Consider the following 24,360-nt stretch of genomic DNA (forward strand, 5'->3'; position numbering starts at 1 on the left):
TTCCTAGTCCCTAGCGTAGTGACTAGTCAGCACTTCATGAACGATATCGACGAACAACTGAGAAAAATCATTCCCGGATTGCGGCGATTTGCCGTGTCATTGACACGTAACGCCAGCAGTGCCGACGACCTGGTGCAATCGTGCCTGGAACGTGCACTGTCGAGTTGGGGCGCTAAACGCGTCGAAGGCGACTTGCGCGCCTGGCTGTTTGCGATTTTGTATCGACAGTTTCTCGATGCGCATCGCCGCTCCCGACGCTATGCGCGGATGCTCGAATTCTTCACCGGGCGCGATGATGTGCAGCCTTCGGTGGAACGCACCGTGATCGCCCAATCCACCCTCAATGCCTTCGACCAACTGCCCACCGAACAGCGCGCGCTGTTGCTGTGGGTATCGGTGGAAGGCCTGAGTTACAAAGAGGTCGCCGAGATCCTCGACGTACCCACCGGCACCGTGATGTCCCGCCTGTCCCGGGCCCGCCAGGCCCTGCGCCAACTCAGCGATGGCGAAATCACCCGCCCTGCCCTGCGGAGACTCAAATGATCAGCATGCCCCCCAGCGAGCGCGACTTGCACGCCTACGTCGACCACCAACTCAACGAGGACGACCGACACCTGGTCGAGTCTTTTCTCGCCAGCAATGCGAAAGTTGCCGCACAAGTGCGCGCCTGGCAGCAAGACGCCCAGCAACTACGAGCGGCCCTCAGTGGCGCGTTGCAGCAACCGGCCAACCCGGACCTCGATCCGGCGCTGATTCGCCAGCGCCTTAAGCGCCAGTCCCGGCGCCACCTGGCCAGTGCCGCAGTGTTGCTGATTGCGGTCAGCGTCGGCGGGGTCAGCGGCTGGCAAGCCCGGGAAATGACCCTGCTCAGCGCCGCGCAACCGATGGCCGATGCCATGCAGGCTTACCGCCTGATTGCCCAGCAGGGGTTGTTGCCGGCGGACTACAAGGCCGGCGAAGACGGCGACATGCAGGGCTGGCTCGACCGTTATTTCACCCAAGCCAATCGCTTGCCGGACCTGACCGGCGCCGGGTTCAAACCGGTGAGCGGCCGCCTGCTCAGCACCGAACAGGGACCGGCGGCGATGGTGGTGTACGAGAATCAGGACGGCAACAAGATCAGCTTCTACGTGCGCCCGCCGGGACCGAAGAACTTCCTGTTGCCACGAGGCAGTCGCAGTGATGGCGGGTTGCAGGCCGAGTATTGGTCCGGTGGCGGCTACAACTATGCGATGGTCAGCCCGACGGATACGCCGGCGGCGCAGATGCTCAGACAGACCACGAACTTCTGAGCACCATCAAATCACTGTGGGAGCGGGCTTGCCCGCGATGGCGGCCTGGTAGCAATAAAGATATCGCCTGAAAGACCGCTATCGCGGGCAAGCCCGCTCCCACAGGGTTCAATGAGTCTCTGGAGATTGCGCTCAACCTTGTCCGAACACCTGCGACGGCCGCCGTAGCAAAGGATCAAACGGATTGATCCGCGGCCCGATCAACGCCGCTTCACGCTTGAGCATCTCCACCACCGTCGGCAAGCGATCCGGCCCCAGGCGGTCACTCACGGTCGCCACGCTCAACGCCGCCACCGCCCGGCCTTCACGATCGAGGATCGGCACCGCCACCCCGGCCATGCCCTGCAACACACCGGTGTTGCGTCCGGCGTAACCGAGCTTGCGCACATTCTCGACTTCCGAGCGCAGGAACACCTCGTCATACAGATGGAAATCCTTGAGCCGCGGCAGGTTGTAATGGATCACTGTTTCGCGTTCTTCTTCCGGCAGAAACGCCAGGATCGCCAGGCTGCCCTGCCCTACGCCCAGCGCCACCCGGCCACCGATGTCACCGGTGAAGGTGCGAATCGGAAACGGACCTTCGCTGCGGTCCAGGCAGATCGCATCGAAGCCGCTGCGCGCCAGCAGAAACAAGGAATCGCCGAGCGACGCCGAAAGCCGCAGCAACGCCGGGCGCACCAGTTCGCGCAGGTTTCCGCTGTTGCCCGCCCGGGCGGCCAAGGCGAAAAAGTCCAGGCTCAGGCGGTAACGCTTGCTGCGCGCGTCCTGCTCGACCATGCCCTCCTCCATCAGGCTGCGCAGCAAGCGGTGGGTGGTCGGTTGCGATAAACCGATGTGCTGGGCCAGTTGCGTCACGCGCTCGCCGCCCTCCACGGTATCGCCCAATGCCCGCAACACCGCAAACAACCTTGGGACGGCGCCGACACCGACTTCATTTTTGTTTTCATTCCGCTCAATGGAATCTGACATGAATTTTCTCGCATATTAATTTACTCACCGAATGAAACTGAAAATAGTCATCGCTTCAGTGAAATAGGCCATTGAGCCCATCCTAGTCTTCGTCCTAATCTGCGTCCACACAGGGGCGATTCGAACAACAGCGGCAGCCGACCCAAGTCGAGCGCCAACGCACCCCGCAAACATTTTTTCGTATCTGCCCATACAAAAAAGCGCGCCCCGAGGCGCGCATAACAATCTCAGGTGGAGGCGCAGTCATGGCTTTTTTGCAACTTCAAAAACTTGGCAAACGCTACGGTGAAATCGACGCCGTGGTCGCCACCGATCTCTCGGTCGAGAAAGGCGAATTCGTTTCCCTGCTCGGCCCCTCCGGATGCGGCAAGACCACCACCCTGCAAATGATCGCCGGCTTCGTCGACGTCACCAGCGGGCGCATCGTGCTGGACGGTCGCGACATCACTCACGCCAAACCCGCCAGCCGCGGCCTGGGGGTGGTGTTCCAGAGTTATGCGCTGTTCCCGCACATGACCGTCAAGGACAACGTCGCGTTCGGCCTGCGCATGCGCAAGGTGCCGAACGCCGAGATCCAACAGCGGGTCGAGCGTGTATTGAAGCTGGTACGCCTGCATCAGCACGCCGAGCGTTATCCTCGGGAGCTGTCCGGTGGCCAGCGCCAGCGCGTCGCCCTGGCCCGGGCGCTGGTGATCCAGCCGCCGGTGTTGCTGCTGGATGAACCGCTGTCCAACCTCGACGCCAACCTGCGCGAAGAGATGCAATTCGAGATCCGCCGCATTCAACGCGAAGTGGGCATCACCACACTGATGGTCACCCACGACCAGTCCGAAGCGCTATCGATCAGCGATCGCGTGGTGGTGATGCAGGCCGGGCGCATCACTCAAATCGACGCGCCCTACACCCTCTACGAACACCCGCGCACCGAGTTCATTTCCGGCTTCGTTGGCAAGGCCAATCTGCTGCCCGGTGAACGCGATACGAACGGCGCGGTTCAGGTGTGCACCTATGGCGCCGGCGAACTGACCCTGAGCCTGCGTCCGGAAAAAATCGACCTGCGCGACGCGGGTCACGGGCGCCTGCAAGGCAAGGTCAGCAGCCGCTTCTTCCTGGGCAGCCAATGGCTGTACGGTGTGTCGACGAGCCTCGGCGAACTCAGTGTGGTGCGCCGCAACGACGGTTCGGCCCCGCTGAACGAAGGCACGGCGGTGGGCCTGGATTGGGATACGGCGCTGTTGCGGGTGCTGAGCATTGACGAGGTGACAGCATGAGCACCCTCGCCGCCATCCGCCAGGGACGCCAGGGTTACTGGCTGTCGGCACCGGCCCTGACGCTGTACGTCAGCCTGCTGGTGATCCCGCTGTTGCTGACCCTGGTGCTGTCGTTCAACGTCTTTGACTACGGCTCGGGCATCAACGCCGACGCCTATACCGCCGAGCATTACGGCAGCCTGCTGGGCGATCCGTACTTCTACGAGATCTTCCTGCGCACCCTGTGGATCAGTGCGCTGACCACCTTGCTCTGCGTGCTGATCGGCGTGCCCGAGGCTTACATCCTCAGCCGCATGGGCACCCCGTGGCGCTCGATTTTCCTGATCCTGATCCTTACCCCATTGCTGATTTCGGTGGTGGTGCGCGCCTTTGGCTGGAGCCTGCTGCTCGGTGCCGACGGCCTGGTCAATCAGGTCCTGCAAGCCTTCGGTGGCTCGCCGATGAAGTTGCTCTATACGCCGTTCGCCGTGGTGATCGCACTGGTTCACGTGATGCTGCCGTTCATGATCATTCCGGTCTGGACCTCGCTGCAGAAGCTCGACCCGGCCGCCGAGCAAGCCGCGCTGTCGCTGGGCGCCAGCCACTTCACGGTGATTCGCCAGGTGGTGCTGCCCCAGGTCATGCCCGGCATCCTTTCCGGAACCCTGATCGTGTTCGGCCTCGCCGCCAGCTCATTTGCCATTCCCGGCCTGCTCGGCGGACGCCGCCTGAAGATGGTCGCCACGCTGATCTACGACCAATACCTGTCGGAACTCAACTGGCCCATGGGCGCGGCCATCGCCGTGGCCCTGCTGCTCATCAACCTGCTGATCATGCTGTCGTGGAACCGCATGATCGAAGGCCGCTACAAGAAGTCATTGGGGTAATTCGTCATGTCCAGGAACGGTCCTTTCGCCCTGCTGTTTCATGCCCTTGTGGTGCTGTTCATGCTCGCGCCGCTGGTGGTGGTGTGCCTTGTCGCCTTTACCCCGGAGAACACCCTGAGCCTGCCGACCAGCGATTTTTCCCTGCGCTGGTTCCGCGCCGTGTTCGAGCGTGCCGACTTTGTCGATGCGTTCTACAACAGCCTGATCCTGGCGTTCAGCGCCGCCTCGCTGGCCACCTTGATCGCGGTGCCCGCGGCGCTGGCGATCACCCGTTTCGAATTCCCCGGCCGGGATTTCTTCAACGGGTTGTTCCTGTCGCCGATCATCATTCCGCACCTGGTGCTGGGGGTGGCGTTGCTGCGCCTGTTTGCGCTGATGGGCGTCAACGGCAGCTTTGCGTGGCTGATCTTCGCCCATGTGCTGGTGATCACCCCCTACGTGCTCCGTCTGGTGCTGGCCTCGGCCATCGGCCTGGACCGCAGTGCCGAACACGCCGCGCAATCCCTGGGTGCCGGGCGCTTCACGCTGTTCCGCCAGATCACCCTGCCGATGATTCTGCCGGGGGTCGCCGGGGGCTGGTTGCTGGCGTTCATCAACAGTTTCGACGAGGTCACGCTGTCGATCTTCGTCACCTCGCCGGCCACGCAAACCTTGCCGGTGCGCATGTACGTCTACGCCACCGAGTCCATCGATCCGATGATGGCGGCGGTGTCGGCACTGGTGATCGCGCTGACCGCGCTGACCATGATTCTGCTCGATCGGGTCTACGGCCTGGATCGGGTTCTGGTGGGCAAACAATGAGGGCGCCATGGCTCTGCTGAAACGACTGGCCGAAGGCGACCGCCCGGCCCTGGACTTTACCCTCGACGGCCAACCGGCCAGCGGCCTGCTCGGCGACACCGTACTGACGGCGGTGCTGACCTGCAGCGAACACCTGCGCGGCAGCGACTTCAACGCCGAACCCCGCGCCGGGTTCTGCCTGATGGGCGCCTGCCAGGACTGCTGGGTACGCCTGGGCGACGGCCGCCGGGTCCGCGCCTGCTCGACGTTGCTTGAAGCGGGACAACACATCAGCCGCGAGCCGGGGCGATCGCTATGAAGATACATTCCACCTGCGGTACCCCCATCCCCTGTGGGAGCTGGCTTGCCAGCGAAAGCGGCTTGTCAGCCACCACCAATGTTGCCTGTGCCGCCGGCATCGCTGGCAAGCCAGCTCCCACAGTGGTCGCGGATCGTTCACAAAAGAGGTGCGCATGAAGCCTGTCGTCATCATCGGCGCCGGCCCGGCCGGTATTCGCGCCGCGCAAACCCTGGTGGCACATGGTGTCCGCCCGGTGTTGCTGGATGAAGCCGCACGCGGTGGCGGGCAGATTTATCGGCGCCAGCCGGCCAATTTCACGCGCTCGCCGGTCAAGCTGTATGGCTTCGAAGCACGCAAGGCCCAGGCCCTGCACCAGACCATCGATCAGTTGCGCGAACAACTCGATTATCGCCCCGACACGCTGGTGTGGAACGCCGAAGACGGTGCCCTCGACACCTTGCACGACGGCCGTGCCGCGCGACTGGGGTTTTCCCGGGTGATCGTCGCCACCGGCGCCACCGACCGGGTTCTGCCGGTGCCGGGCTGGACCTTGCCCGGCGTCTACAGCCTCGGTGCGGCGCAGATTGCCTTGAAATTCCAGGGCTGCGCCATCGGCGAGCGCGTGGTGTTCGCCGGCAGCGGCCCGTTGCTATATCTGGTCGCCTATCAATACGCCAAGGCTGGCGCGAAGGTGATCGCGGTGCTCGACAGTTCCCCCTTCAGCGCCCAGGCCCGCGCCCTGCCCGGCCTGCTGGCTCAACCGGCCACATTGGCCAAAGGTCTCTATTACCGCGGCTGGCTCACCGCCCACGGCATCCCGGTGCATCAGGGCGCGACGTTGCAAGGCGTCGAAGGTGAGCAACGGACGCAGGCGCTGATCTGGTCGGACGCAAAAGGCCAACATCGACTGGACTGCGATGCCGTCGCCTTCGCCCACGGCCTGCGCAGCGAAACCCAGCTCGCCGACCTGCTTGGCTGCGAGTTCGCCTGGAACCCGCTCAACCGTGCCTGGCTGCCACAACGCGACCGCGCCGGTCGCAGCAGTGTCGCCGAGGTGTACCTGGCCGGTGATGGCGCCGGGATCATGGGCGCCGACGCTGCGGAAATGGCCGGCGAGCGCGCCGCGCTGGCGTTGCTCGAAGACACCGGCCACCTGATCCCGGCGCAACGCCCCGCGCAGCTTGAACAATCGCTGGAACGCATCGGCGATTTTCGTCAGGGTCTGGAACGTGCCTTTGCCTTTCCCGAGGACTGGGCCGCGCGCATCAACGATGACGTGATGGTCTGCCGCTGCGAAGAAGTTCGTGCCGGCGATATTCGTGAGGTCGTGCGCGAAGGTCACTGGGAAATCAACCGGGTCAAGGCCCACTGCCGGATCGGTATGGGTCGCTGTCAGGGCCGGATGTGTGGCGCGGCCGCAGCGGAAATCATTGCCTGCGAAAGCCGGCGCGACGTGTCCGACATTGGCCGGCTGCGGGCCCAGTCTCCCATCAAACCGCTGCCCTTTGGCCTGGAGATCGAAGCATGATCGAAGTCGACGCAGTGATCATTGGCGGCGGCATCGTCGGCGCTTCGGCGGCGCTGTTTCTTGGCAAGGCCGGGCGGCGCGTGGTGCTGCTGGAGCGGGATTTCTGCGGTTCGCATTCCAGCGGCGTGAACTACGGTGGCGTGCGTCGTCAGGGGCGGCCGCTGTCGCAACTGCCGCTGTCACAACGCGCCCACGCCATCTGGGGGCAGTTGCCGCAATTGATCGGGATCGACGGTGAATATCAACGCAGCGGTCACCTCAAACTTGCTCGCAGCCTCGACGATTTGCGAGCGCTACAGAACTATGAAGTCAGCAGCCAGGGCTTCGGCCTCGATTTGCAGGTGCTTGACCGCACCGAACTGCGCAGGCGTTTTCCATGGGTGGGAGACGTCGCGGTGGGCGCCTCCTATTGCCCGGATGACGGTCATGCCAATCCGCGCCTGGTGTCCCCTGCGTTCGCCCGGGCCGCGCGACGCCACGGCGTGCAGGTACACGAGCAATGCGCGGTTACCGCCGTGGAACACGACGGCCAGCGCTTTCGCGTGCGCACGCAAACCGGCCTGGAGTTGCATGCGCCCTGGTTGTTGAACTGCGCTGGCGCCTGGGCCGGCAGCCTGGCCGCGCAGTTCGATGAACCGGTGCCGATGCATTCCGGACACCCGGCGATGCTGGTCACCGAGCCCTTGCCTCTGGTGATGGATGCCAGCACCGGCGTCGAGGGCGGCGGTATCTATGCACGCCAGGTCGCGCGCGGCAATTGCGTGCTGGGCGGCGGCCAGGGCTTTGCCCTCGACGATGCCCGCGCCCGTCCCGGTCAAGGCGCGGTGCTGGAAATCCTGCGCCAGGCCGTCGAGCTTTACCCGTTTCTGGAAGGCGCCCAGGCGATTCGCACCTGGAGCGGCACCGAAGGTTACCTGCCCGATCGCCAACCGGTGATCGGACACAGCCGTACCCAGCCCGGTCTGTTGCATGCGTTCGGCTTTGCCGGCGCCGGTTTCCAGATCGGCCCGGCGGTGGGCCAGGCGCTCACCGAGATCATCTGTAGCGGCGCGTCAAAGACGTCGCTGGATGCGTTTTCCATCACCCGGTTTCACTCCATCTCCGTAGCTTGATAGAGGAAGGTCGCGCCAATGAATAACGTCAAACGCACTGCTCTGCTCGGTTTGTCCTGCATGAGCGCCCTGCTCGCCGCCGCCCAGGCCCACGCCGAGCCGACGCTGTACCTGGGCATGAACGGCGGGACCATGGAGCGGCTGTACGCCGACAAGGTACTGCCGGCTTTCGAGAAGGCCAACAACGTCAAGGTGGTGATCGTGCCCGGTACCTCCGCCGATATCCTGGCCAAGGTCCAGGCCAGCAAGGGCAACCCGCAGATGCACGTGATGTTCCTCGACGACGGCATCATGTACCGCGCCATCGGCATGGGCCTGTGCGACAAGCTCGAAGACAACCCGACCCTGGCGCAGATCCCGGCCAAGGGCCGGATCAAGGATCAGGCGGTGGCCGTCAGCCTCGGTGTGACCGGTCTGGCCTACAACACCCGACTGTTCAAGGAGAAAGGCTGGAGTGCGCCGACCTCGTGGATGGACATGGCCGATCCGCGCTTCAAGGACAAGGTGGTATTCCAGTCGATGGCCTCCTCCACCTTCGGCCTGCATGGTTTCCTGATGTTCAACCGTATCCAGGGCGGCAGCGAGACCGATGTCGAACCGGGGTTCAAGGCCTGGCCGAACAGCGTCGGGCGCAACGTGCTGGAGTACATTCCGAGCTCGGCGAAGATTTCCGAAATGCTCCAGACCGACGAAGCAGCGCTCTTTCCGCTGACCCCGACCCAGGTCACCGCCCTGAAACTCAAGGGCATGCCGGTGGAATACGCACAACCGAAAGAAGGTGCCGTGGTGCTCAACGTCGCCGAGTGCGCCATCGCCAACAACACTCAGCCGCAATTGGCGCAAAAGCTCGCCGCGTTCCTGCTGACCCCCGAAGCCCAGGCTGCCGCGCTTGAGGATGGCGACCAGATTCCGTCCAACCCCAATACACCGACAACAGACCGTACCCGCGGGCAGGTCGAGGCGATGAAGCAGTACCTGCAGACGGCGATCGCGGTGGACTGGGATCAGGTCAACGAACAGCGCCCGGCGTGGAATGCGCGGTGGAATCGGAGTATCGAGCGCTAAATCACTGACACAGCCCCTCTAACAAACGACACAAATCTCCTGTAGGAGCATGGCTTGCCCGCGATGGCGCCAGTACAGTCAACGACGCTGTGCCTGACCTGCCGCCATCGCGAGCAAGCTTTGCTCCTACAGGGGAATCAGGCACCTCCACAAAAATCAGACACAACTGGATGCGAATTCCCGCCTCTGGTTACACTATGCCGCCGCAGCTCGGGGAGCCTGCCTGAAGATTACGGGGTGACATCACAGTGGCCGTTCGACCGCCCAACCGTTCGCGACTCACTCCGCGCTGGCCATCGCTGCGCCGCCTCTTCGGCAAGGCAACGACTGCACCCGCCAACGGTGTCGCGAGCGGTCGGGTCATCCACGACTACTTTCACCACAAGGCCCATTCCCAGGGTTACACCCTCAGCCTCAGCCAGCAACGCGTGATCGACTGCATGGCACAGCATGCCGCGACGCTGCTGGGTGCCGGGGCGAAAACCCTGCCGGGTCTTTACCTGCATGGTGCAGTGGGTCGCGGCAAGAGCTGGCTGCTCGATGGTTTTTTCCAGGCCATCCCCCTTGCGGAAAAACAGCGCCTGCACTTCCACGAATTTTTTGCCCGGTTGCATCGGGGAATGTTCACTCATCGCGATCAACCGGATGCGCTGGCTACCACGCTGGATGAGTTACTGCGTAACTGCCGCGTACTGTGTTTCGACGAGTTCCATGTCCACGACATCGGCGATGCGATGCTGATCACGCGGCTGTTCAAGGCGTTGTTCCGCCGAGGCATCCTGCTGCTGGTCACCTCCAATTACCCGCCCGAAGGCCTGTTGCCCAACCCGCTGTACCACGCGCGCTTCAAACCGGTGATCGACCTGATCAACGCGCGCATGCAGGTGATGGAAGTCGGCGGGCCACACGACTACCGCAGCCAGGCCAGAACTCACGCGCAGCAACTGTTTACCCAGGGGCAGTATGTCTGGCCCGCCACGCCGGCACAGCGCCAGGCCTCGAACCTGCCTGCCGCCCAAACCCCGGCCATTGCCCTGCCGGTCGGCACCCGCCATCTGCCCGCCCGCTACTGCGAAGGGCGCACCATCGGTTTCACCTTCAGCGACCTGTGCGACCACCCCACCGCCGTCATGGATTACCTGGAACTGTGCCGGCGTTTCGATCACTGGATCATCGACGAACTGCCCAGCCTGGCCGACTGTTCGATTGCCGCCCAGCAACGCTTTATCAATCTGGTGGACGTTTTATACGATCAGGACAAGCACCTGATATTGCTCGGACAGCGCTCGTTGCGCGAAAGCCTGGGCGGCGAGGCCATCGACCTGGCGCGTACACGCAGTCGGTTGGGGCAGTTGGTTGAGATCCGGGAATCGGTTTAAACCCCGGTTTTGTGTGGCAGTACCGGCCTCTTCGCGAGCAGCGCTCCCACCGTTGACCACGGCGGCCCAATGTGGGAGCGAGCCTGCTCGCGAAGGGGACCTGACAGGCAGCACACTATTCCCGCTATCATGCCGCCCATTCCTTCGACCGATAGCGAACCCGTTCATGCACACCCTTGCACAACTGCGCGCCGGCACGCTGACAGGCATCACTCGCCTGGACCTTAGTTGCGGCCTGACAGAGTTCCCCCGGGAAATCTTCGACCTGGCGGACTCCCTGGAAGTGCTCAACCTCAGTGGCAATGCCTTGAGCAGCCTGCCGGATGACTTGCACCGCCTGACGCGCCTGCGCGTGCTGTTTTGCTCCGATAACCAGTTCACCGAACTGCCTGCTTGCGTGGGTCAATGCGCGACACTGACCATGGTCGCCTTCAAGGCCAACCGTATCGAACACGTACCGGGTGAGGCCCTGCCGCCGTTACTGCGCTGGCTGATCCTGACGGATAACCGCATCCGTGAGCTGCCAACCGAGCTGGGTGAGCGCCCTTATCTGCAAAAACTCATGCTGGCGGGTAACCGCTTGCAGCGCTTGCCCGACAGCTTGCGCAACTGCCATCGGCTCGAGCTTATCCGCATCGCCGCCAACTGTTTGACCGATCTGCCCGAATGGCTACTCTCCCTGCCAGGCCTGACGTGGCTGGCCTACGCCGGTAACCCGCTGGAAACCGAAGCCGATGCGGCCGCCCTTGAAGCCACCGCGAGCATTCCATGGACGGCGCTGGAGCTGGAGCAAAAACTGGGCGAAGGCGCTTCCGGGGTGATTCATCGGGCGACATGGGCACGACCGGGACAACCGGACACGCAGGTGGCGGTCAAACTCTACAAAGGCGAAATGACCAGCGATGGCTCGCCGCTGCACGAAATGAACGCCTGCATCACCGCCAGCACCCATCCCAATCTGATCCGCGTTGAAGGACGGATTATCGGTCACCCACAGCAAACGGCCGGGCTGGTGATGCAGTTGATGGAGCCGAGCTACCGCAACCTCGCCGCGCTTCCGAGCCTGGCCACCTGCAGCCGCGACGTTTACGCCGACGATACCCGCTTCACTGCCGATGTGGCGCTACGCATCGCCCGTGGCATTGCTTCGGTGGCCGGCCATTTGCACCACCAGGGCATCACCCACGGCGACCTCTATGGTCACAATATCCTGTGGAACGAGCACGGTGATTGCCTGTTGGGCGATTTTGGCGCGGCGTCGTTCCACGCCACGACGGACAGCCTGGAAAGCCGTGCATTGCAACGGATCGAAGTGCGAGCGTTCGGGATCTTGCTGGGGGAATTGCTGGAGCGGATCGACTCGGGGTTGAGCGATGAACGGCGTGTGCAGCTGGAGGCGTTGCAGCAGTGCTGTTGTCAGCCGGATGTGCTGGCGCGGCCGGGGTTCAGCGAAATCGTTACGGAGTTGAATAACGGGTGACTGCTTCGCGGTCATTCGCGAGCAGGCTCGCTCCCACAGTTGACCGAGTTGCCTTGACGGACACGGTCCAATGTGGAAGCGAGCCTGCTCGCGAAAGCGGTGTCACTGAAGAAACGAATTAACCCGCCAACCCGACAAACATGTCCTGCACGTCATCATGGTTATCAAGACCTTCGAGGAAGGCTTCGACTTCAGCCATCTGCTCATCGCTCAGACCGCTGACCGGGTTCTTCGGCTGGTAGCCCAGCTTGGCCGACAACACGGTGAAGCCTTGCTCAGGCAGGGCTTTCTGTACCGCATCGAGGTCCGTTGGCTCGGTCAGGAACAGGGTCGCGCCGTCTTCACCGGGCTCGAAATCCTGGGCACCGGCTTCGATGGCGGCCATTTCCGGATCGGCATCCGGGGTGTCCGGCGAGGCTTCGATCATGCCGACGTGGTTGAAATCCCAGGCCACCGAACCGGAAGCGCCCAACTGGCCCTTGCGGAACGCGACGCGGATTTCAGCGACGGTGCGGTTGATGTTATCGGTCACGCACTCGACGATCAGCGGCACCTGATGCGGCGCAAAGCCTTCATAGGTCACGCGATGGTATTGCACGGTTTCGCCCAGCAAACCCGCGCCTTTCTTGATGGCGCGATCCAGGGTTTCCTTGGGCATCGAAGCTTTCTTGGCCTGTTCAACCACCAGGCGCAGGTGTGCGTTGGTGGCAACATCGGCGCCGTTGCGCGCAGCAATGGTAATTTCTTTCACCAGTTTGCCGAAGATCTTGCCCTTGGCATTGGCTGCCGCTTCTTTGTGTTTAACCTTCCACTGTGCGCCCATTACTCACTCTCTTGTCTATGGCGCCGAGACATCTATTGGCCGACGCATGGTGCCAAGTTTATACGGCCTAAAGTTGGCAATCGACCAAAAAATATGACCCTCTGATCGGGATTCAGGATCGACAACTTCACCCACCGTTGTAGGGCGATTCTGAAACTTCGATTTGCGATGACTATAAAGCGCTGCGGTTTCGTACCCTCTGTGCCCGTATCCCATGGCAGAAGCGCGTTCGATGCACGACGACAAGGAAAGTCCCTTCACCCTGACCCTCCTCGATGACGACCTGAGTTTGCAGGTGGTGCAGTTCAGCGGTCACGAGGCCCTCAACCAACCCTATCGATTCGACATCGAGGTGCTCGGCCTGGCTGCGGTCATGGAGCCCAATCGCCTGCTGCAACAACCGGCGCACTTGAACCTGGGGCAAGGTCAGGGAATTCATGGCGTGCTGCACAGCGTCAGTCGTGAACATCGCGGGCCGCACCGGTTCAGCTACAAAATGGTGCTGGTGCCCGCGTTGCAAGCACTGGACAAGTACAGATCACGGCGGGTCTTTCAGCATCTCAGCGTGCCCATGATCCTGCGCCGGTTGCTGGAGGAACATGACCTGCCCGACAGCAGTTACCGTTTTGAACTGGGGACCGGGCACTATCCGCTGCGGCCATTTTGCATTCAGTACGAAGAAACCGACCTGACCCTGCTGCAACGGCTGTGCGAGGAAGAAGGCATTCACTATCACTTTGAACATCATCGCGATGCCCATGTGCTGGTTTTCGCCGAAGACAGCCTGAGCCTCCCGCAAGAACCGCTGCTGATGCCGTTTGACGGCGATGCCCCCAAGACAGGCGGCCCTGCGACCATCACCGAATTGTTCCAGCGCCATGATGCGCCCCCCTTGTCCCCACGACTGGATCCCAGGGATCGCGGCGCGGCAGGATGTAACGACAGCGCGGCCAATCAGCCCCTTGCCCCGGCAATGCCGCCCATGCCCCGCCCCGCTGTCGAACAGCGTCATTGCGATCAACGCGCCCGCCGGCACCTGGAGCGCCTGCGTTGCCGGCAAGTGCAAATCCACGGCAAAAGCAATCATCACGAATTACGCAGCGGCCGGATCGTCCAGGTCGCCGAACACCCGCTGCCAGGTTTCAACGATCAATGGCTGGTGATCCAGACGCGGCATCAGGGGCAACAGGGGCAACAGGGGCAACAGGGCTCGATTCTGGCACCGGACACGCCGCCGCGTTACCACAATCAGTTCACCGCCATTCCCTGGTCGACGGTATTGCGTCCGGCACTCGAACAGATCAGGCCGGGCATTCCCGGTTATCAGCCTGCCCGGGTGTGCGGCCCGACGGGGCAACCGACAACACTGGATGATCGCGGCCGGATACAGGTCTGTTTATGGCCCACGGCGGACGCTGATCCTGAGGAATCCGACGGACTCTGGGTACCGATTGCCCTGGCCGCGTCGAACAATCGCATTGACCCGTCCATGCTGCCATTGGCCGGTAGCGACGGGCTGGTCTGTTTCCTTGACGGCGACGCCGACCGACCGGTGTTTTGCGCGAGCATGGGGCAACACCATACGCCCCAGCCCGTCCGATCCCCAACACCGCGTGGCGAATCTCGCCTGCTGCTCGACTGGCTGATCAACCCCACGGACCCTGCACCCTGACCGTCAGCCCTTATCAGCCTTGCCCGCCGCCGCGGCGAACTTCGCCAGGCACACGTTCAGGCTCGGACTCCCGACAATGCCGGGTTCAGGTACGCAGGGGTTTTACAGTCATCGCCCGGTCAGGCACTAACGGATAGTTGGTTTTCAGGCCACCGGGGCGGCTGTTCCAGTGCGGGATCAGCACCAGCGCGGAGAACATCGCGCAGCCGGCGAAGACGATGAATACGGTGACGGTGTCGAAGTAACCCGGCAGCAGCCCGCCGAGAATCGCGCCGACCGAGCCGCAGCCATTGACGAAGCCCGCCGCCGTGGCACCGGCCTTGGCGGTGCCGAAATCGATGGCGGCCGCGCCGCTGATCATCGAGTCAGGTCCATACAGGGTCAGGCCCATGACGAACAGCAATGCCACCACCAGCACCACGCTACCGGTATGCAAGGCGCCCATGAAGAAGGCCAGCGATACGGTCAGCGCCAACAGACTGAGGACACAGGCCGGCATGCGGCGGGCGCCGAACAGTTTGTCCGAGGCCAGGCCGATCATGATCGGCCCCAGCAACCCGGCCAGTTCGAATGCGGTGGGGATAATCGCCGCGCCCACCTTGCCCACCGAGGGCATCTGTTCGAAAACGATCACCGGGCCCCAGAGCAGAATCGCATAGCGCGCCGGCTTCAACATGAAGTACGCGAGACCGAGAATCAGCACCGTACGGTTGCGCAGGATTTCCTTCAACGGCTCCAGGACGCTGATCTTGCTCTGGGCGTACGCCTCTTCAGCGGTCAACTCGGGCTCCGGCTCCACGGCCGGCAAGCCCACGTCTTCGGGTTTGTTGCGTTGAAAAATAAAAAACAGCACGGCGACCAGCCCAACCACCGCCGCACTGGAAATGAATGCCGCGTGCCAGGTTCCGATCAGCGTATACGCCCACCAACCGGCAAACGGCGACGCCACCAGACCGCCAAAGGCGTAGCAGGAACTCCACAGGCCCAGTACCCGCCCGCGCTGTTCGGCGGGAAAGAAACTGCCGAGGTTCTTGCACAGCCCCGACCATCCCGTGGACTGCGCCAGGCCCTGGATCAGCATGCAGGTGGCAAAGATCGGCAACGTGGCGAAGCTGCCCATCACCAGCGCCGCCCCCGCCGAAATCAGCAAGCCACCGAGGACGACAACCCTTGGACCGAAACGGTCGGCAAGGATGCCCCAGGTGAATTGACCGACGGCGTAAGCGGTCAGGTAAATGGCGTCGAGGTTGGCCATGGCCATTTTGTCGAGCATGAACGTCGGGTCTTCGCCGATCCCGAGTTTGGCGACGGAAAATGCTTTGCGGGTGAAGTAGAAAGCGGCGTAGGCGAGCCAGGTGATCGCGAAGATCTGCACGCGCCAACGCTTGATGGTGCCGATGTGCTTGTTCATTGTGGGTCTGACCTCAGGGTGTGAGTGTGCCGGCAGAATTTGAAGAAAACGCCTGTGTTTTTATTGTTGAGCACTGCGAAACCGCCTGGTCCCTGTGGGCGGTTCCGGTCAGATGAGTCCTGCTGTCGCACGCACGGGCTCATGGTACTCGCTGCTGTTCGACCGACCAGTCAGCGGGTTGAGATGATAAAAACAATTACTGATTAATAAGTGAAATCGATTTATCGTATTTCCAATATAAGCTCAGCTTGTACCTGGAGATTTCGATGTCGGTTTCCCACGCCCAGCTCAAAGCCTTCCACGCCGTGGCCGTCCATGGAAGCTTCACCAAAGCCGCCGAACGGTTGTTTCTCACGCAACCGGCAATTTCCGATCAGGTGCGCAAACTCGAAGAGCGCTACGGTGTGTTGCTGTTCCACCGCAACAAACGCTCGGTGCGTCTCACGGACCTGGGCGAGCGCTTGCTTGGCGTCACCCAGAAACTGTTCGTGATCGAAGCCGAGGCCCAGGAGTTGTTGCAGGACTCCCAGGCGTTGCAGACCGGTAGCCTGATTCTGGCGGTGGATGCGCCGGTGCACGTGTTGCCGCAGATCGCCCGGTTCTGTGAGCGCTACCCCGGCATCAGCGTGAAGATCGAAACCGGAAACACCGATGAATCGTTATTCCGGCTGTTCAATTACCAGGCCGACCTGGCGTTGCTGGGCCGTGATGTCAGCGATGAGCGCCTGATCTCCTTGCCGCTGCGCAATGACCCGATGGTGGCGTTCGTTTCGCGTAACCACCCCTGGGCCGATCGCGAGTCCATCTGCCTGGCGGACCTCGACGACACCCCGCTGGTGCTGCGGGAAATCGGCTCGGTGACCCGCCAGACCCTGGAAGAAGAAATGGCCGGCGCGGGATTTCGCATCCGCCCGGCAATTCAGGTGGAAGGACGCGAAGCCGCGCGGGAGGCGGTGGTGGTGGGGATTGGCGTGGGTGTGGTCTCGGCTGCCGAATTCGGCGCCGACTCGCGGGTGTGCGCGTTGCCGATCACCGATTGCAAACGGCGCTTGACCGAGACGCTGGTGTGCTTGCGCGAGCAGAGTTCGCGGCGGATTGTGGCGACGTTTCTGGAGATGGTGCGCGAGAGCCTTGTGTAAGCAGGTCTGGCCCCATCGCTGGCAAGCCAGCTCCCACAGGAATGGGGGCTGGCCACCTATGTTGTGTACGGCGCAAAACCTGTGGGAGCAAGGCTTGCCCGCGATGGCCGCACCGCGGTCTACCTGACCGGCGCCAACCCGAAAAACGCCTGAATAAGCCGCAAATCCCGCCGCCGCTCCATGCACCCCATCATGTGCCGGTTCACCAACCCCTCGCCAATGATCGGCACCGCCGCCACCCGTGGGTCGTGGCTGACTTCCACCGACGACACCACGCCCACCCCCAACTCGGCCGCCACTGCCTCGGTGACGGCTTCACGACTGTCCAGTTCCAGCAGCACCCGTGGATTGATCTTGGCCTGAAAGCAGGCTTCGTCGAAGGTGCGTCGGGTGATCGAACTCGGTTCACGAAGCACCATGATCACCTGGTCCAACTCCTTCAGCGGCACGCCCTTGGCCCGTGAAGCCCACGGATGACCATCCGGCACCAATGCACAAATGCGTGACTCGCTCAGCGCCTGCAGATGCAGGCCCTTGCGCGGCTCGACTTCGGTCAGCACTGCCACGTCGGCATGCTCGGACAACAGCGCCGCGAGGGTTTCCTGGGCATTGCCCAGACGCAGGTTCACGGTGATCCCCGGATAGCGCGCCCGCAGGCTCGCGAGCATCGGCATGACCATGTGCGGGCCGTCCGCCGCCACTTCCAGGCGCCCGGTGAGCAACTGCCGGTTGGCCTCCAGCATCACCTGCGCCTCTTCGGCCAGGCCGAACATCGCCCGGGTGATTGCCGCCAGTTTGGTGCCCTCTTCCGTCAACTCCACCCGTCGCGCGGTGCGGCGCAACAGGGTGATCTGGTAGTGCTCTTCCAGCGCCTTGATGTGCCCGGTCACCGCCGGTTGGCTGATGAACAGTCGTGCGGCGGCGCGGGTGAAGCTGCCCTCGCGGGCCACGGCATCGAACGCACGGAGCTGAAACAGGTTCATGAATAACTCTCACTGATGGCTGGCATAACAATAAACAATTTGATTGATAACTCGGCAAATTGCAATTTAAGCCCCGTAGCTTCATCCCATCGATTGCGAGGACACGAGAATGAGTACTGCCGCACCCATCCTGCTCACCCCCGGCCCGTTGACCACTTCGGCCCGCACCCGCCAGGCGATGATGGTCGACTGGGGTTCGTGGGATGACCGCTTCAACCAACTGACCGCCAGCCTGTGCGAGCAACTGCTGGCGATCATCAACGGCGCCGCCAGCCACCATTGCGTGCCCCTGCAAGGCAGCGGCACCTTCGCGGTGGAAGCGGCCATCGGCACCCTGGTGCCTCGCGATGGCAAAGTCCTGGTGCTGATCAACGGCGCCTACGGCAAACGCCTGGCGAAAATCTGCGAAGTGCTCGGCCGCCCGTTCAGTACCTTCGAAACCGCCGAAGACGAACCGACCACCGCCGCCGATGTCGACCGCCTGCTGCGGGCCGATGCCGGCATCACCCACGTCGCGCTGATCCATTGCGAAACCAGCACCGGCATCCTCAACCCCTTGCCGGACATCGCCCAGGTCGTCGCGCAACATGGCAAACGCCTGATCATCGACGCCATGAGCTCCTTCGGCGCGCTGCCTGTCGATGCGCAACAGGTGCCGTTCGACGCATTGATCGCCGCTTCCGGCAAATGCCTGGAAGGCGTACCGGGCATGGGTTTTGTGTTTGCCAACAAAGAATCCCTGGCCGCCGCCGCTGGCAACTCCCATTCGCTGGCGATGGATCTGTTCGACCAGCACGCCTACATGATGAAAACCGGCCAGTGGCGCTTCACCCCGCCGACCCATGTAGTCGCGGCGCTGCACGAAGCCCTGCTGCAATACAACGAAGAAGGCGGCCTGCCGGCGCGGCATGCGCGTTATGCCGCCAACTGCCAGGCACTGATGGAAGAGATGGCCAAGCTAGGGTTGCGCAGCTTCCTGCCGGCCGCGATCCAGGCGCCGATCATCGCCACCTTCCACGCGCCGAAAGACCCGCGCTATCAGTTCAAGGAGTTCTACGAGCGGGTCAAGGCCAAGGGTTACATCCTCTACCCCGGCAAATTGACCCAGGTCGAAACCTTCCGCGTCGGCTGCATCGGCCACGTCCAACCGGCCGAAATGCGTGAAGCCGTGGCAGCCATCGGCGAAGTGCTGCGCGAGATGGAAGTCCTCGAGATCTAAACCACCACGATCCCTGTGGGAGCGGGCTTGCCCGCTCCCATAGGAAAGGCGAACTCCCTAATAGCTCGTTCTCACAGGAATTTTTCACCATGAACTACACCAACCCAACCCAGCTGCAAGCCGCCATCCTCGACTGGGCCGGCACCGTCGTCGATTTCGGTTCTTTCGCACCGACGCAGATTTTTGTCGAAGCCTTCGCCGAATTCGACGTGCAGGTGTCCATCGAAGAAGCCCGTGGCCCGATGGGCATGGGCAAGTGGGACCACATCCGTACCCTGTGCAACCTGCCGGAAGTCGCCGAGCGTTATCGCAAGGTGTTCGGCCGCACACCGACCGACGATGACGTCACCGCCATCTACCAGCGCTTCATGCCGTTGCAGATCGAGAAAATCGCCGAACACTCGGCGTTGATTCCTGGCGCGCTGGACACCATCGCCAACCTGCGCCGGCAAGGGATCAAGATCGGTTCCTGCTCGGGCTACCCGAAACAGGTCATGGACAAGGTCGTCGAGCTGGCGGCCACCAACGGTTACGTCGCCGACCACGTCGTCGCCACCGACGAAGTGCCAAACGGCCGCCCATGGCCGGCCCAGGCCCTGGCCAATGTGATCGCCCTGGGCATCGACGACGTTGCCGCCTGCGTGAAGATCGACGACACCGTGCCGGGCATTCTCGAAGGGCGCCGCGCCGGTATGTGGACCGTGGCACTGATCTGCTCGGGCAACGCGTTGGGTCTGGACTACGAGGGTTATCGCGCCCTCGGCAGCGATACACTGGACAGCGAACGCAAGCGTATCCACGCCCTGTTCGAAGGCTCTCGCCCGCATTACATGATCGACACCATCACCGACTTGCCGGAAGTGATCGCCGACATCAACAAACGCCTGGCCAAAGGCGAGATGCCGCAGACCCACTGATTCACACCAGCCCCCTGTAGGAGCGAGCGAGCTCGCTCCTACAGGCTGTCAATTCCCTGAACCAGGGCATTCAGCGACCGATAACCTCAGGCAAATCCGCTGAAACAGGATTACAGTTAAAGCACACCGTTGATCAGGAACGGTGGCTTGACCCGACCTGTGAGGAACGCCGTATGCCATGGAAAAACTCCGAATCACGCTACAGCACCGTATCGATCGTGCTGCATTGGTTGATGCTGGTCCTGCTGGCGCTGGTTTACGCCAGCATCGAACTGCGTGGGATATTCCCTAAAGGCAGTGGTGGTCGAGCGCTGATTGTGGAGTCACACTTCATGCTCGGCCTGACGGTGTTTGTCCTGGTCTGGTTGCGGTTGTTCGCGCGCAGCTTCGGCCCGGCACCCCAGATTTTCCCGGCATCGCCTCAGTGGCAGACGATGCTGGCCAGGCTGATGCACTGGGCGCTTTACCTGTTCATGATCGCCACGCCGATTCTCGGATGGCTGACCACCAGCGCCAAAGGCAATCAAGTGATGTTCTACGGCGTCGACCTGCCGATGCTGGTGGCTGAAGACAAGGCATTCGCCAGGCAACTGCAGGAATGGCACGAGCTCGCCGGAACCATTGGCTACTGGCTGATCGGCCTGCATGCCGTAGCCGGGCTGTATCACCACTATGTGGTGGGCGATAACACCTTGTTGCGGATGATGCCCAAGGGGGTGAGCCGTAATACTTGAATACACCGAATACCCCTGTGGGAGCGAGCCTGCTCGCGAAAGCAGTGGCACATCCGGCATTGAGGCGCCTGATATACCGTTTTCGCGAGCAGGCTCGCTCTCCCAGGGGGATTGCGGTGCCTTTCAGATTTGTGGATTGAACCCCCGCCGTCCCTGCAAACCGCCGGTATGCACGAAAATCAGTCGCGTGCCTGGGGCAAACTTCCCCGCCTCAACTTGCTCTTTGAGTGCCAGCAATGCCTTGCCGGTATACAGCGGTTCGAGGGGAACGCCGCTGGCTTGTTCGGTCTGCTCGATGAACTCCAGTAACAGCGAATCGACTTTGGCAAAACCGCCTCGGCTGGCGTCGAGCAGTTCATAGACCGGCTCGGTCACGCCCGCCTCCTCCACGATCCGCTCGACCTGTTGCGCCACACCATGATCGTCAGGCACCGCCAACGCACCATAAACCGGGTGTTTCCCCACTTCGGCCAACACCAGTCCGGCCAGGGTGGTGCCGGTTCCACAGGCCAGCCACCAACCGTCGTAGTCATCCCACCCCAGTCCGTCCAGTTGTGCGCTGACCATTGTCTTCAGCTGTTCGCAACCCTTTGCTCCTTGCAAACCGCCGCCACCTTCCGGGACTGGAAACAGATCGGGATATTGCGCCTGCCATGGGTCCCAGAATCCCGCTTCATGTCGCGCCCGATAGCCGCCGTAGCCTAACCAGTGCAGCTGCATGCCGAACGCCTGCAAGTCGAGGGTCGTGGGTGTTTCCTGAGGATGCCCGCGCAACAGGCCGACCGTGGCAAAACCAAACCGCTTGCCGGCCGCGGCCAGTGCATGCAGGTGATTGGAGTGAGTGCCGCCCAGGCTGATGATGCCTTCGGCACCGGCCCGGTCAGCGGCTTTGAGATGCTCGATGAGCTTGAACCACTTGTTGCCGCTGATCAGTGGGTCGATCAGGTCCAGGCGCAGGATCGCGGACTCGATGCCGGCGGTTTTGAGCCAGTCGAGAGCGAGGGGTTCGAGGGGGGCTTGGGGTAGCCAGTCGGAGGGAGGAAAAAACATTGGCGCCTGATTGAGCTCATAAAGAGCCAGCATTCTAGTCGCTCATAGGCCGCCATCGCGAGCAGGCTCGCTCCCACAAAGGATGTTGGTTGCGCCGAAGATCGAATGTGGGAGCGAGCCTGCTCGCGAAAGCCATTGGCACTTTTGGCCTGCGTGTTACAACCCGGCCGCCAACCGCGAACCCTGATTGATCGCCCGCTTGGCATCCAGCTCCGCCGCGACATCCGCGCCGCCGATCAGATGCACGTTCTGCCCCGCCGCCACCAGACCTTCCTGCAACTCGCGCAGCGGGTCCTGCCCGGCGCAGATCACGATGTTGTCCACGGGCAATACTTGCGGCTCGCCGGTTTCGCCGATGCGGATGTGCAGGCCATCGTCATCGATCTTCAGGTATTCGACGCTGTTGAGCATCTGCACCTGCTTGTTCTTCAGACCGGTACGGTGAATCCAGCCGGTGGTCTTGCCCAGGCCGTCGCCGACCTTGGATTTCTTGCGTTGCAGCAGGAACACTTCGCGGGCCGGTGCATGGGGCGCGGCCTTGATCCCGGCGACACCGCCACGCGCCTCCAGGTGCGTATCGATGCCCCACTCTTTCCAGAATTCCTCACGATTCAGGCTGGTGGCCTGCCCCTGGTGAACGAGGAACTCCGAGACGTCAAAACCGATACCGCCGGCGCCGATCACTGCGACCCGCTTGCCGACCGGTTTGCGCTCAAGCAGCACGTCCAGGTAGCTCAATACCTTGGCATGCTCCACGCCGGGAATCGCCGGCAGCCGTGGCGCAATGCCGGTGGCCAGGATGATTTCGTCGTAACCGCCCTCGACCAGTCCGGCCACATCCACGCGGGTGTTCAGGCACACCTCGACGTTGGTGGTTTGCAGTTTGCGGCCGAAATAACGCAGGGTTTCATAGAACTCTTCCTTGCCCGGCACGCGCTTGGCAACGTTGAACTGGCCGCCGATTTCGCTGGCCGAATCAAACAGCGTGACCTGATGACCACGCTCGGCCGCCACGGTCGCGGCAGACAAACCGGCAGGGCCGGCACCGACCACGGCGATCTTCTTGAGCTGCTGCACCGGCAGGTAATTGAGTTCGGTTTCGTGGCAGGCTCGCGGGTTCACCAGGCAACTGGTCAACTTGCCGCCGAAGGTGTGATCCAGGCACGCCTGGTTGCAACCGATGCAGGTGTTGATTTCATCGGCGCGACCTTCAGCGGCCTTGTTGACGAAGTCCGGGTCGGCAAGGAACGGCCGCGCCATCGAAACCATATCGGCATCGCCTTCGGCGAGGATCTGCTCGGCGACTTCCGGGGTGTTGATGCGGTTAGTGGTGATCAACGGAATGTTCACCGAACCGCGCAACTTGGCCGTGACCTTGCTGAACGCCGCACGCGGGACTTTGGTGGCAATAGTCGGGATCCGCGCTTCGTGCCAGCCGATACCGGTGTTGATGATCGTCGCACCGGCCTGCTCGATGGCCTTGGCCAACTGCACGATTTCTTCCCAGGTGCTGCCGCCTTCCACCAGGTCGAGCATCGACAGGCGGAAAATGATGATGAAGTTCGGGCCGACCGCTTCACGCACCCGACGCACGATTTCCACCGGCAGGCGCATGCGGTTTTCGTAGCTGCCGCCCCAACGGTCGGTGCGGTGGTTGGTGTGAGCGGCCAGGAACTGGTTAATGAAGTAGCCTTCAGACCCCATGATTTCGACGCCGTCGTACTCGGCCTGTTGCGCCAGGGTCGAGCAGGTGACGAAATCGCTGATCTGCTTCTCGATGCCTTCTTCGTCCAGCTCTTTAGGCTTGAACGGGTTGATCGGTGCCTGGATGGCGCTTGGCGCGACCTGTTTCGGGCTGTAGGCATAACGGCCGGCATGAAGGATCTGCATGCAAATCTTGCCGCCCGCCTCATGCACCGCGCGAGTCACGATCTGATGCTTGAGCGCTTCTTCCTCGGTGGTCAGCTTGGCGGCGCCAGAGTACACACCGCCCTCGTCGTTCGGACCGATACCGCCGGTCACCATCAGGCCGACACCGCCACGGGCACGCTCGGCGAAGTACGCCGCCATGCGCTCGAAGCCACCCGGTTTCTCCTCAAGACCGGTGTGCATCGAGCCCATCAGGGTACGGTTGCGCAAGGTGGTAAAACCCAGGTCCAGCGGGGCCAACAGGTGCGGGTAATGAGCGGCGGTCATCGGTAACTCCACAACGAGCGATCACGGAAAAAGGCGGGCGCTCTTTGGCGCCCCTCAGTCATGGGTTACAGACTATTGGCACTCCAAAGACCTCTCAATGACCGTAAGTGACAACTTAATGATCCAAATGTGCAGAGACGCCGATGCCTTTAACCGTTTGAGCCGGCACAGCA

22 protein-coding genes are annotated in these 24,360 nt (G+C 62.3%); 16 read left to right on the plus strand and 6 right to left on the minus strand.

Annotation, left to right across the window (positions count from 1 at the left end):
• Positions 1-36 precede the first annotated feature (36 nt).
• A complete protein-coding gene (locus LAB08_RS19945; protein WP_096510081.1) occupies positions 37-543 on the plus strand; it encodes a sigma-70 family RNA polymerase sigma factor in 507 nt (168 codons plus the stop codon).
• Complete coding sequence (locus LAB08_RS19950) at positions 540-1,292, plus strand: anti-sigma factor family protein (RefSeq protein WP_096510080.1); 753 nt, start codon at positions 540-542, stop codon at positions 1,290-1,292. Before LAB08_RS19945 ends, LAB08_RS19950 begins: the two co-directional genes overlap by 4 nt.
• Positions 1,293-1,424: 132 nt before the next feature.
• Here LAB08_RS19950 and LAB08_RS19955 read toward each other — a convergent pair whose 3' ends face one another.
• A complete protein-coding gene (locus LAB08_RS19955; RefSeq protein ID WP_096510079.1) occupies positions 1,425-2,261 on the minus strand; it encodes an IclR family transcriptional regulator in 837 nt (278 codons plus the stop codon).
• Positions 2,262-2,506: 245 nt separating this feature from the next.
• On the opposite strand from LAB08_RS19955, the gene LAB08_RS19960 reads away from it, so the two are divergent.
• The 9 genes from LAB08_RS19960 to LAB08_RS20000 all read left to right on the plus strand — a co-directional run bounded on the left by LAB08_RS19960 (position 2,507) and on the right by LAB08_RS20000 (position 12,043).
• Complete coding sequence (locus tag LAB08_RS19960) at positions 2,507-3,532, plus strand: ABC transporter ATP-binding protein (protein ID WP_096510078.1); 1,026 nt, start codon at positions 2,507-2,509, stop codon at positions 3,530-3,532.
• The gene (locus LAB08_RS19965; protein WP_096510077.1) at positions 3,529-4,398 is read left to right on the plus strand and encodes an ABC transporter permease; all 870 of its coding nucleotides are present in this window, start codon (positions 3,529-3,531) and stop codon (positions 4,396-4,398) included. Before LAB08_RS19960 ends, LAB08_RS19965 begins: the two co-directional genes overlap by 4 nt.
• Positions 4,399-4,404: 6 nt before the next feature.
• Positions 4,405-5,199: an ABC transporter permease gene (locus LAB08_RS19970; protein WP_096510076.1), complete on the plus strand. Its 795-nt coding sequence runs from the start codon at positions 4,405-4,407 to the stop codon at positions 5,197-5,199.
• Between the two features lie 7 nt (positions 5,200-5,206).
• Positions 5,207-5,497, plus strand: a complete 291-nt coding sequence (locus tag LAB08_RS19975; RefSeq protein WP_096510075.1) for a (2Fe-2S)-binding protein — start codon at positions 5,207-5,209, stop codon at positions 5,495-5,497.
• A 154-nt stretch (positions 5,498-5,651) separates the two neighbouring features.
• Positions 5,652-7,007, plus strand: coding sequence for an FAD/NAD(P)-dependent oxidoreductase (locus tag LAB08_RS19980; RefSeq protein ID WP_096510074.1), 1,356 nt, complete (start codon positions 5,652-5,654; stop codon positions 7,005-7,007).
• Positions 7,004-8,119 (plus strand): NAD(P)/FAD-dependent oxidoreductase, encoded by a 1,116-nt coding sequence (locus LAB08_RS19985; protein ID WP_096510073.1) that lies wholly within the window; start codon positions 7,004-7,006, stop codon positions 8,117-8,119. The genes LAB08_RS19980 and LAB08_RS19985 overlap by 4 nt, the downstream gene beginning before the upstream one ends.
• An 18-nt stretch (positions 8,120-8,137) precedes the next feature.
• The gene (locus LAB08_RS19990; protein ID WP_096510072.1) at positions 8,138-9,184 is read left to right on the plus strand and encodes an ABC transporter substrate-binding protein; all 1,047 of its coding nucleotides are present in this window, start codon (positions 8,138-8,140) and stop codon (positions 9,182-9,184) included.
• Positions 9,185-9,432: 248 nt separating this feature from the next.
• A complete protein-coding gene (gene zapE, locus LAB08_RS19995; protein WP_096510071.1) occupies positions 9,433-10,563 on the plus strand; it encodes a cell division protein ZapE in 1,131 nt (376 codons plus the stop codon).
• Positions 10,564-10,729: 166 nt separating this feature from the next.
• A complete protein-coding gene (locus LAB08_RS20000) occupies positions 10,730-12,043 on the plus strand; it encodes a leucine-rich repeat-containing protein kinase family protein (RefSeq protein WP_096510070.1) in 1,314 nt (437 codons plus the stop codon).
• A gap of 118 nt (positions 12,044-12,161) precedes the next feature.
• Here the strand turns inward: LAB08_RS20000 and LAB08_RS20005 are convergent, their stop codons facing one another.
• On the minus strand, positions 12,162-12,866 hold the full coding sequence (locus LAB08_RS20005; RefSeq protein WP_008020881.1) for a YebC/PmpR family DNA-binding transcriptional regulator: 705 nt from the start codon (positions 12,864-12,866) through the stop codon (positions 12,162-12,164).
• Positions 12,867-13,098: 232 nt separating this feature from the next.
• On the opposite strand from LAB08_RS20005, the gene LAB08_RS20010 reads away from it, so the two are divergent.
• Entirely contained in the window at positions 13,099-14,538 is a 1,440-nt protein-coding gene (locus LAB08_RS20010) for a type VI secretion system Vgr family protein (protein WP_096510069.1), read from the plus strand.
• 85 nt (positions 14,539-14,623) lie between these two features.
• Here the strand turns inward: LAB08_RS20010 and LAB08_RS20015 are convergent, their stop codons facing one another.
• Positions 14,624-15,949: an MFS transporter gene (locus LAB08_RS20015; RefSeq protein WP_096510068.1), complete on the minus strand. Its 1,326-nt coding sequence runs from the start codon at positions 15,947-15,949 to the stop codon at positions 14,624-14,626.
• A 266-nt stretch (positions 15,950-16,215) separates the two neighbouring features.
• On the opposite strand from LAB08_RS20015, the gene LAB08_RS20020 reads away from it, so the two are divergent.
• Complete coding sequence (locus LAB08_RS20020; RefSeq protein ID WP_096510067.1) at positions 16,216-17,088, plus strand: LysR family transcriptional regulator; 873 nt, start codon at positions 16,216-16,218, stop codon at positions 17,086-17,088.
• 119 nt (positions 17,089-17,207) lie between these two features.
• Here the strand turns inward: LAB08_RS20020 and LAB08_RS20025 are convergent, their stop codons facing one another.
• The gene (locus LAB08_RS20025; protein WP_096510066.1) at positions 17,208-18,071 is read right to left on the minus strand and encodes a LysR substrate-binding domain-containing protein; all 864 of its coding nucleotides are present in this window, start codon (positions 18,069-18,071) and stop codon (positions 17,208-17,210) included.
• A 109-nt stretch (positions 18,072-18,180) separates the two neighbouring features.
• Between LAB08_RS20025 and LAB08_RS20030 the strand changes: the two genes are divergently transcribed.
• The 3 genes from LAB08_RS20030 to LAB08_RS20040 all read left to right on the plus strand — a co-directional run bounded on the left by LAB08_RS20030 (position 18,181) and on the right by LAB08_RS20040 (position 20,941).
• The gene (locus LAB08_RS20030; RefSeq protein ID WP_096510065.1) at positions 18,181-19,290 is read left to right on the plus strand and encodes a 2-aminoethylphosphonate--pyruvate transaminase; all 1,110 of its coding nucleotides are present in this window, start codon (positions 18,181-18,183) and stop codon (positions 19,288-19,290) included.
• Between the two features lie 89 nt (positions 19,291-19,379).
• Entirely contained in the window at positions 19,380-20,207 is an 828-nt protein-coding gene (phnX, locus tag LAB08_RS20035) for a phosphonoacetaldehyde hydrolase (protein WP_096510064.1), read from the plus strand.
• Positions 20,208-20,380: 173 nt separating this feature from the next.
• Positions 20,381-20,941: a cytochrome b gene (locus LAB08_RS20040; RefSeq protein WP_096510063.1), complete on the plus strand. Its 561-nt coding sequence runs from the start codon at positions 20,381-20,383 to the stop codon at positions 20,939-20,941.
• A 123-nt stretch (positions 20,942-21,064) separates the two neighbouring features.
• Here the strand turns inward: LAB08_RS20040 and LAB08_RS20045 are convergent, their stop codons facing one another.
• Together LAB08_RS20045 and LAB08_RS20050 are read right to left on the minus strand one after the other, a co-directional pair.
• Positions 21,065-21,991 (minus strand): 1-aminocyclopropane-1-carboxylate deaminase/D-cysteine desulfhydrase, encoded by a 927-nt coding sequence (locus tag LAB08_RS20045; protein ID WP_096515283.1) that lies wholly within the window; start codon positions 21,989-21,991, stop codon positions 21,065-21,067.
• 156 nt (positions 21,992-22,147) lie between these two features.
• Positions 22,148-24,187, minus strand: a complete 2,040-nt coding sequence (locus LAB08_RS20050; RefSeq protein WP_096510062.1) for an oxidoreductase — start codon at positions 24,185-24,187, stop codon at positions 22,148-22,150.
• Between the last annotated feature and the right edge of the window lie 173 nt (positions 24,188-24,360).

Origin of the sequence: Pseudomonas izuensis (assembly GCF_002356535.2) — a bacterium.
Classification (GTDB): Bacteria; Pseudomonadota; Gammaproteobacteria; order Pseudomonadales; family Pseudomonadaceae; genus Aquipseudomonas; species Aquipseudomonas izuensis.

What these genes read in the sequence shown, in the direction of transcription:
- LAB08_RS19950 (WP_096510080.1), top strand. Translation starts at nt 540, where the DNA reads ATGATCAGCATGCCCCCCAGCGAGCGCGACTTGCACGCCTACGTCGAC.
- LAB08_RS20050 (WP_096510062.1), bottom strand. Translation starts at nt 24,187, where the DNA reads ATGACCGCCGCTCATTACCCGCACCTGTTGGCCCCGCTGGACCTGGGT.
- LAB08_RS20045 (WP_096515283.1), bottom strand. Translation starts at nt 21,991, where the DNA reads ATGTTTTTTCCTCCCTCCGACTGGCTACCCCAAGCCCCCCTCGAACCC.
- phnX (WP_096510064.1), top strand. Translation starts at nt 19,380, where the DNA reads ATGAACTACACCAACCCAACCCAGCTGCAAGCCGCCATCCTCGACTGG.
- LAB08_RS20005 (WP_008020881.1), bottom strand. Translation starts at nt 12,866, where the DNA reads ATGGGCGCACAGTGGAAGGTTAAACACAAAGAAGCGGCAGCCAATGCC.
- LAB08_RS20000 (WP_096510070.1), top strand. Translation starts at nt 10,730, where the DNA reads ATGCACACCCTTGCACAACTGCGCGCCGGCACGCTGACAGGCATCACT.
- LAB08_RS20015 (WP_096510068.1), bottom strand. Translation starts at nt 15,949, where the DNA reads ATGAACAAGCACATCGGCACCATCAAGCGTTGGCGCGTGCAGATCTTC.
- LAB08_RS20040 (WP_096510063.1), top strand. Translation starts at nt 20,381, where the DNA reads ATGCCATGGAAAAACTCCGAATCACGCTACAGCACCGTATCGATCGTG.
- LAB08_RS19985 (WP_096510073.1), top strand. Translation starts at nt 7,004, where the DNA reads ATGATCGAAGTCGACGCAGTGATCATTGGCGGCGGCATCGTCGGCGCT.
- LAB08_RS20030 (WP_096510065.1), top strand. Translation starts at nt 18,181, where the DNA reads ATGAGTACTGCCGCACCCATCCTGCTCACCCCCGGCCCGTTGACCACT.
- LAB08_RS20020 (WP_096510067.1), top strand. Translation starts at nt 16,216, where the DNA reads ATGTCGGTTTCCCACGCCCAGCTCAAAGCCTTCCACGCCGTGGCCGTC.
- LAB08_RS19980 (WP_096510074.1), top strand. Translation starts at nt 5,652, where the DNA reads ATGAAGCCTGTCGTCATCATCGGCGCCGGCCCGGCCGGTATTCGCGCC.
- LAB08_RS19960 (WP_096510078.1), top strand. Translation starts at nt 2,507, where the DNA reads ATGGCTTTTTTGCAACTTCAAAAACTTGGCAAACGCTACGGTGAAATC.
- LAB08_RS19990 (WP_096510072.1), top strand. Translation starts at nt 8,138, where the DNA reads ATGAATAACGTCAAACGCACTGCTCTGCTCGGTTTGTCCTGCATGAGC.
- LAB08_RS19945 (WP_096510081.1), top strand. Translation starts at nt 37, where the DNA reads ATGAACGATATCGACGAACAACTGAGAAAAATCATTCCCGGATTGCGG.
- LAB08_RS20025 (WP_096510066.1), bottom strand. Translation starts at nt 18,071, where the DNA reads ATGAACCTGTTTCAGCTCCGTGCGTTCGATGCCGTGGCCCGCGAGGGC.
- LAB08_RS19955 (WP_096510079.1), bottom strand. Translation starts at nt 2,261, where the DNA reads ATGTCAGATTCCATTGAGCGGAATGAAAACAAAAATGAAGTCGGTGTC.
- LAB08_RS19970 (WP_096510076.1), top strand. Translation starts at nt 4,405, where the DNA reads ATGTCCAGGAACGGTCCTTTCGCCCTGCTGTTTCATGCCCTTGTGGTG.
- LAB08_RS19975 (WP_096510075.1), top strand. Translation starts at nt 5,207, where the DNA reads ATGGCTCTGCTGAAACGACTGGCCGAAGGCGACCGCCCGGCCCTGGAC.
- LAB08_RS20010 (WP_096510069.1), top strand. Translation starts at nt 13,099, where the DNA reads ATGCACGACGACAAGGAAAGTCCCTTCACCCTGACCCTCCTCGATGAC.
- LAB08_RS19965 (WP_096510077.1), top strand. Translation starts at nt 3,529, where the DNA reads ATGAGCACCCTCGCCGCCATCCGCCAGGGACGCCAGGGTTACTGGCTG.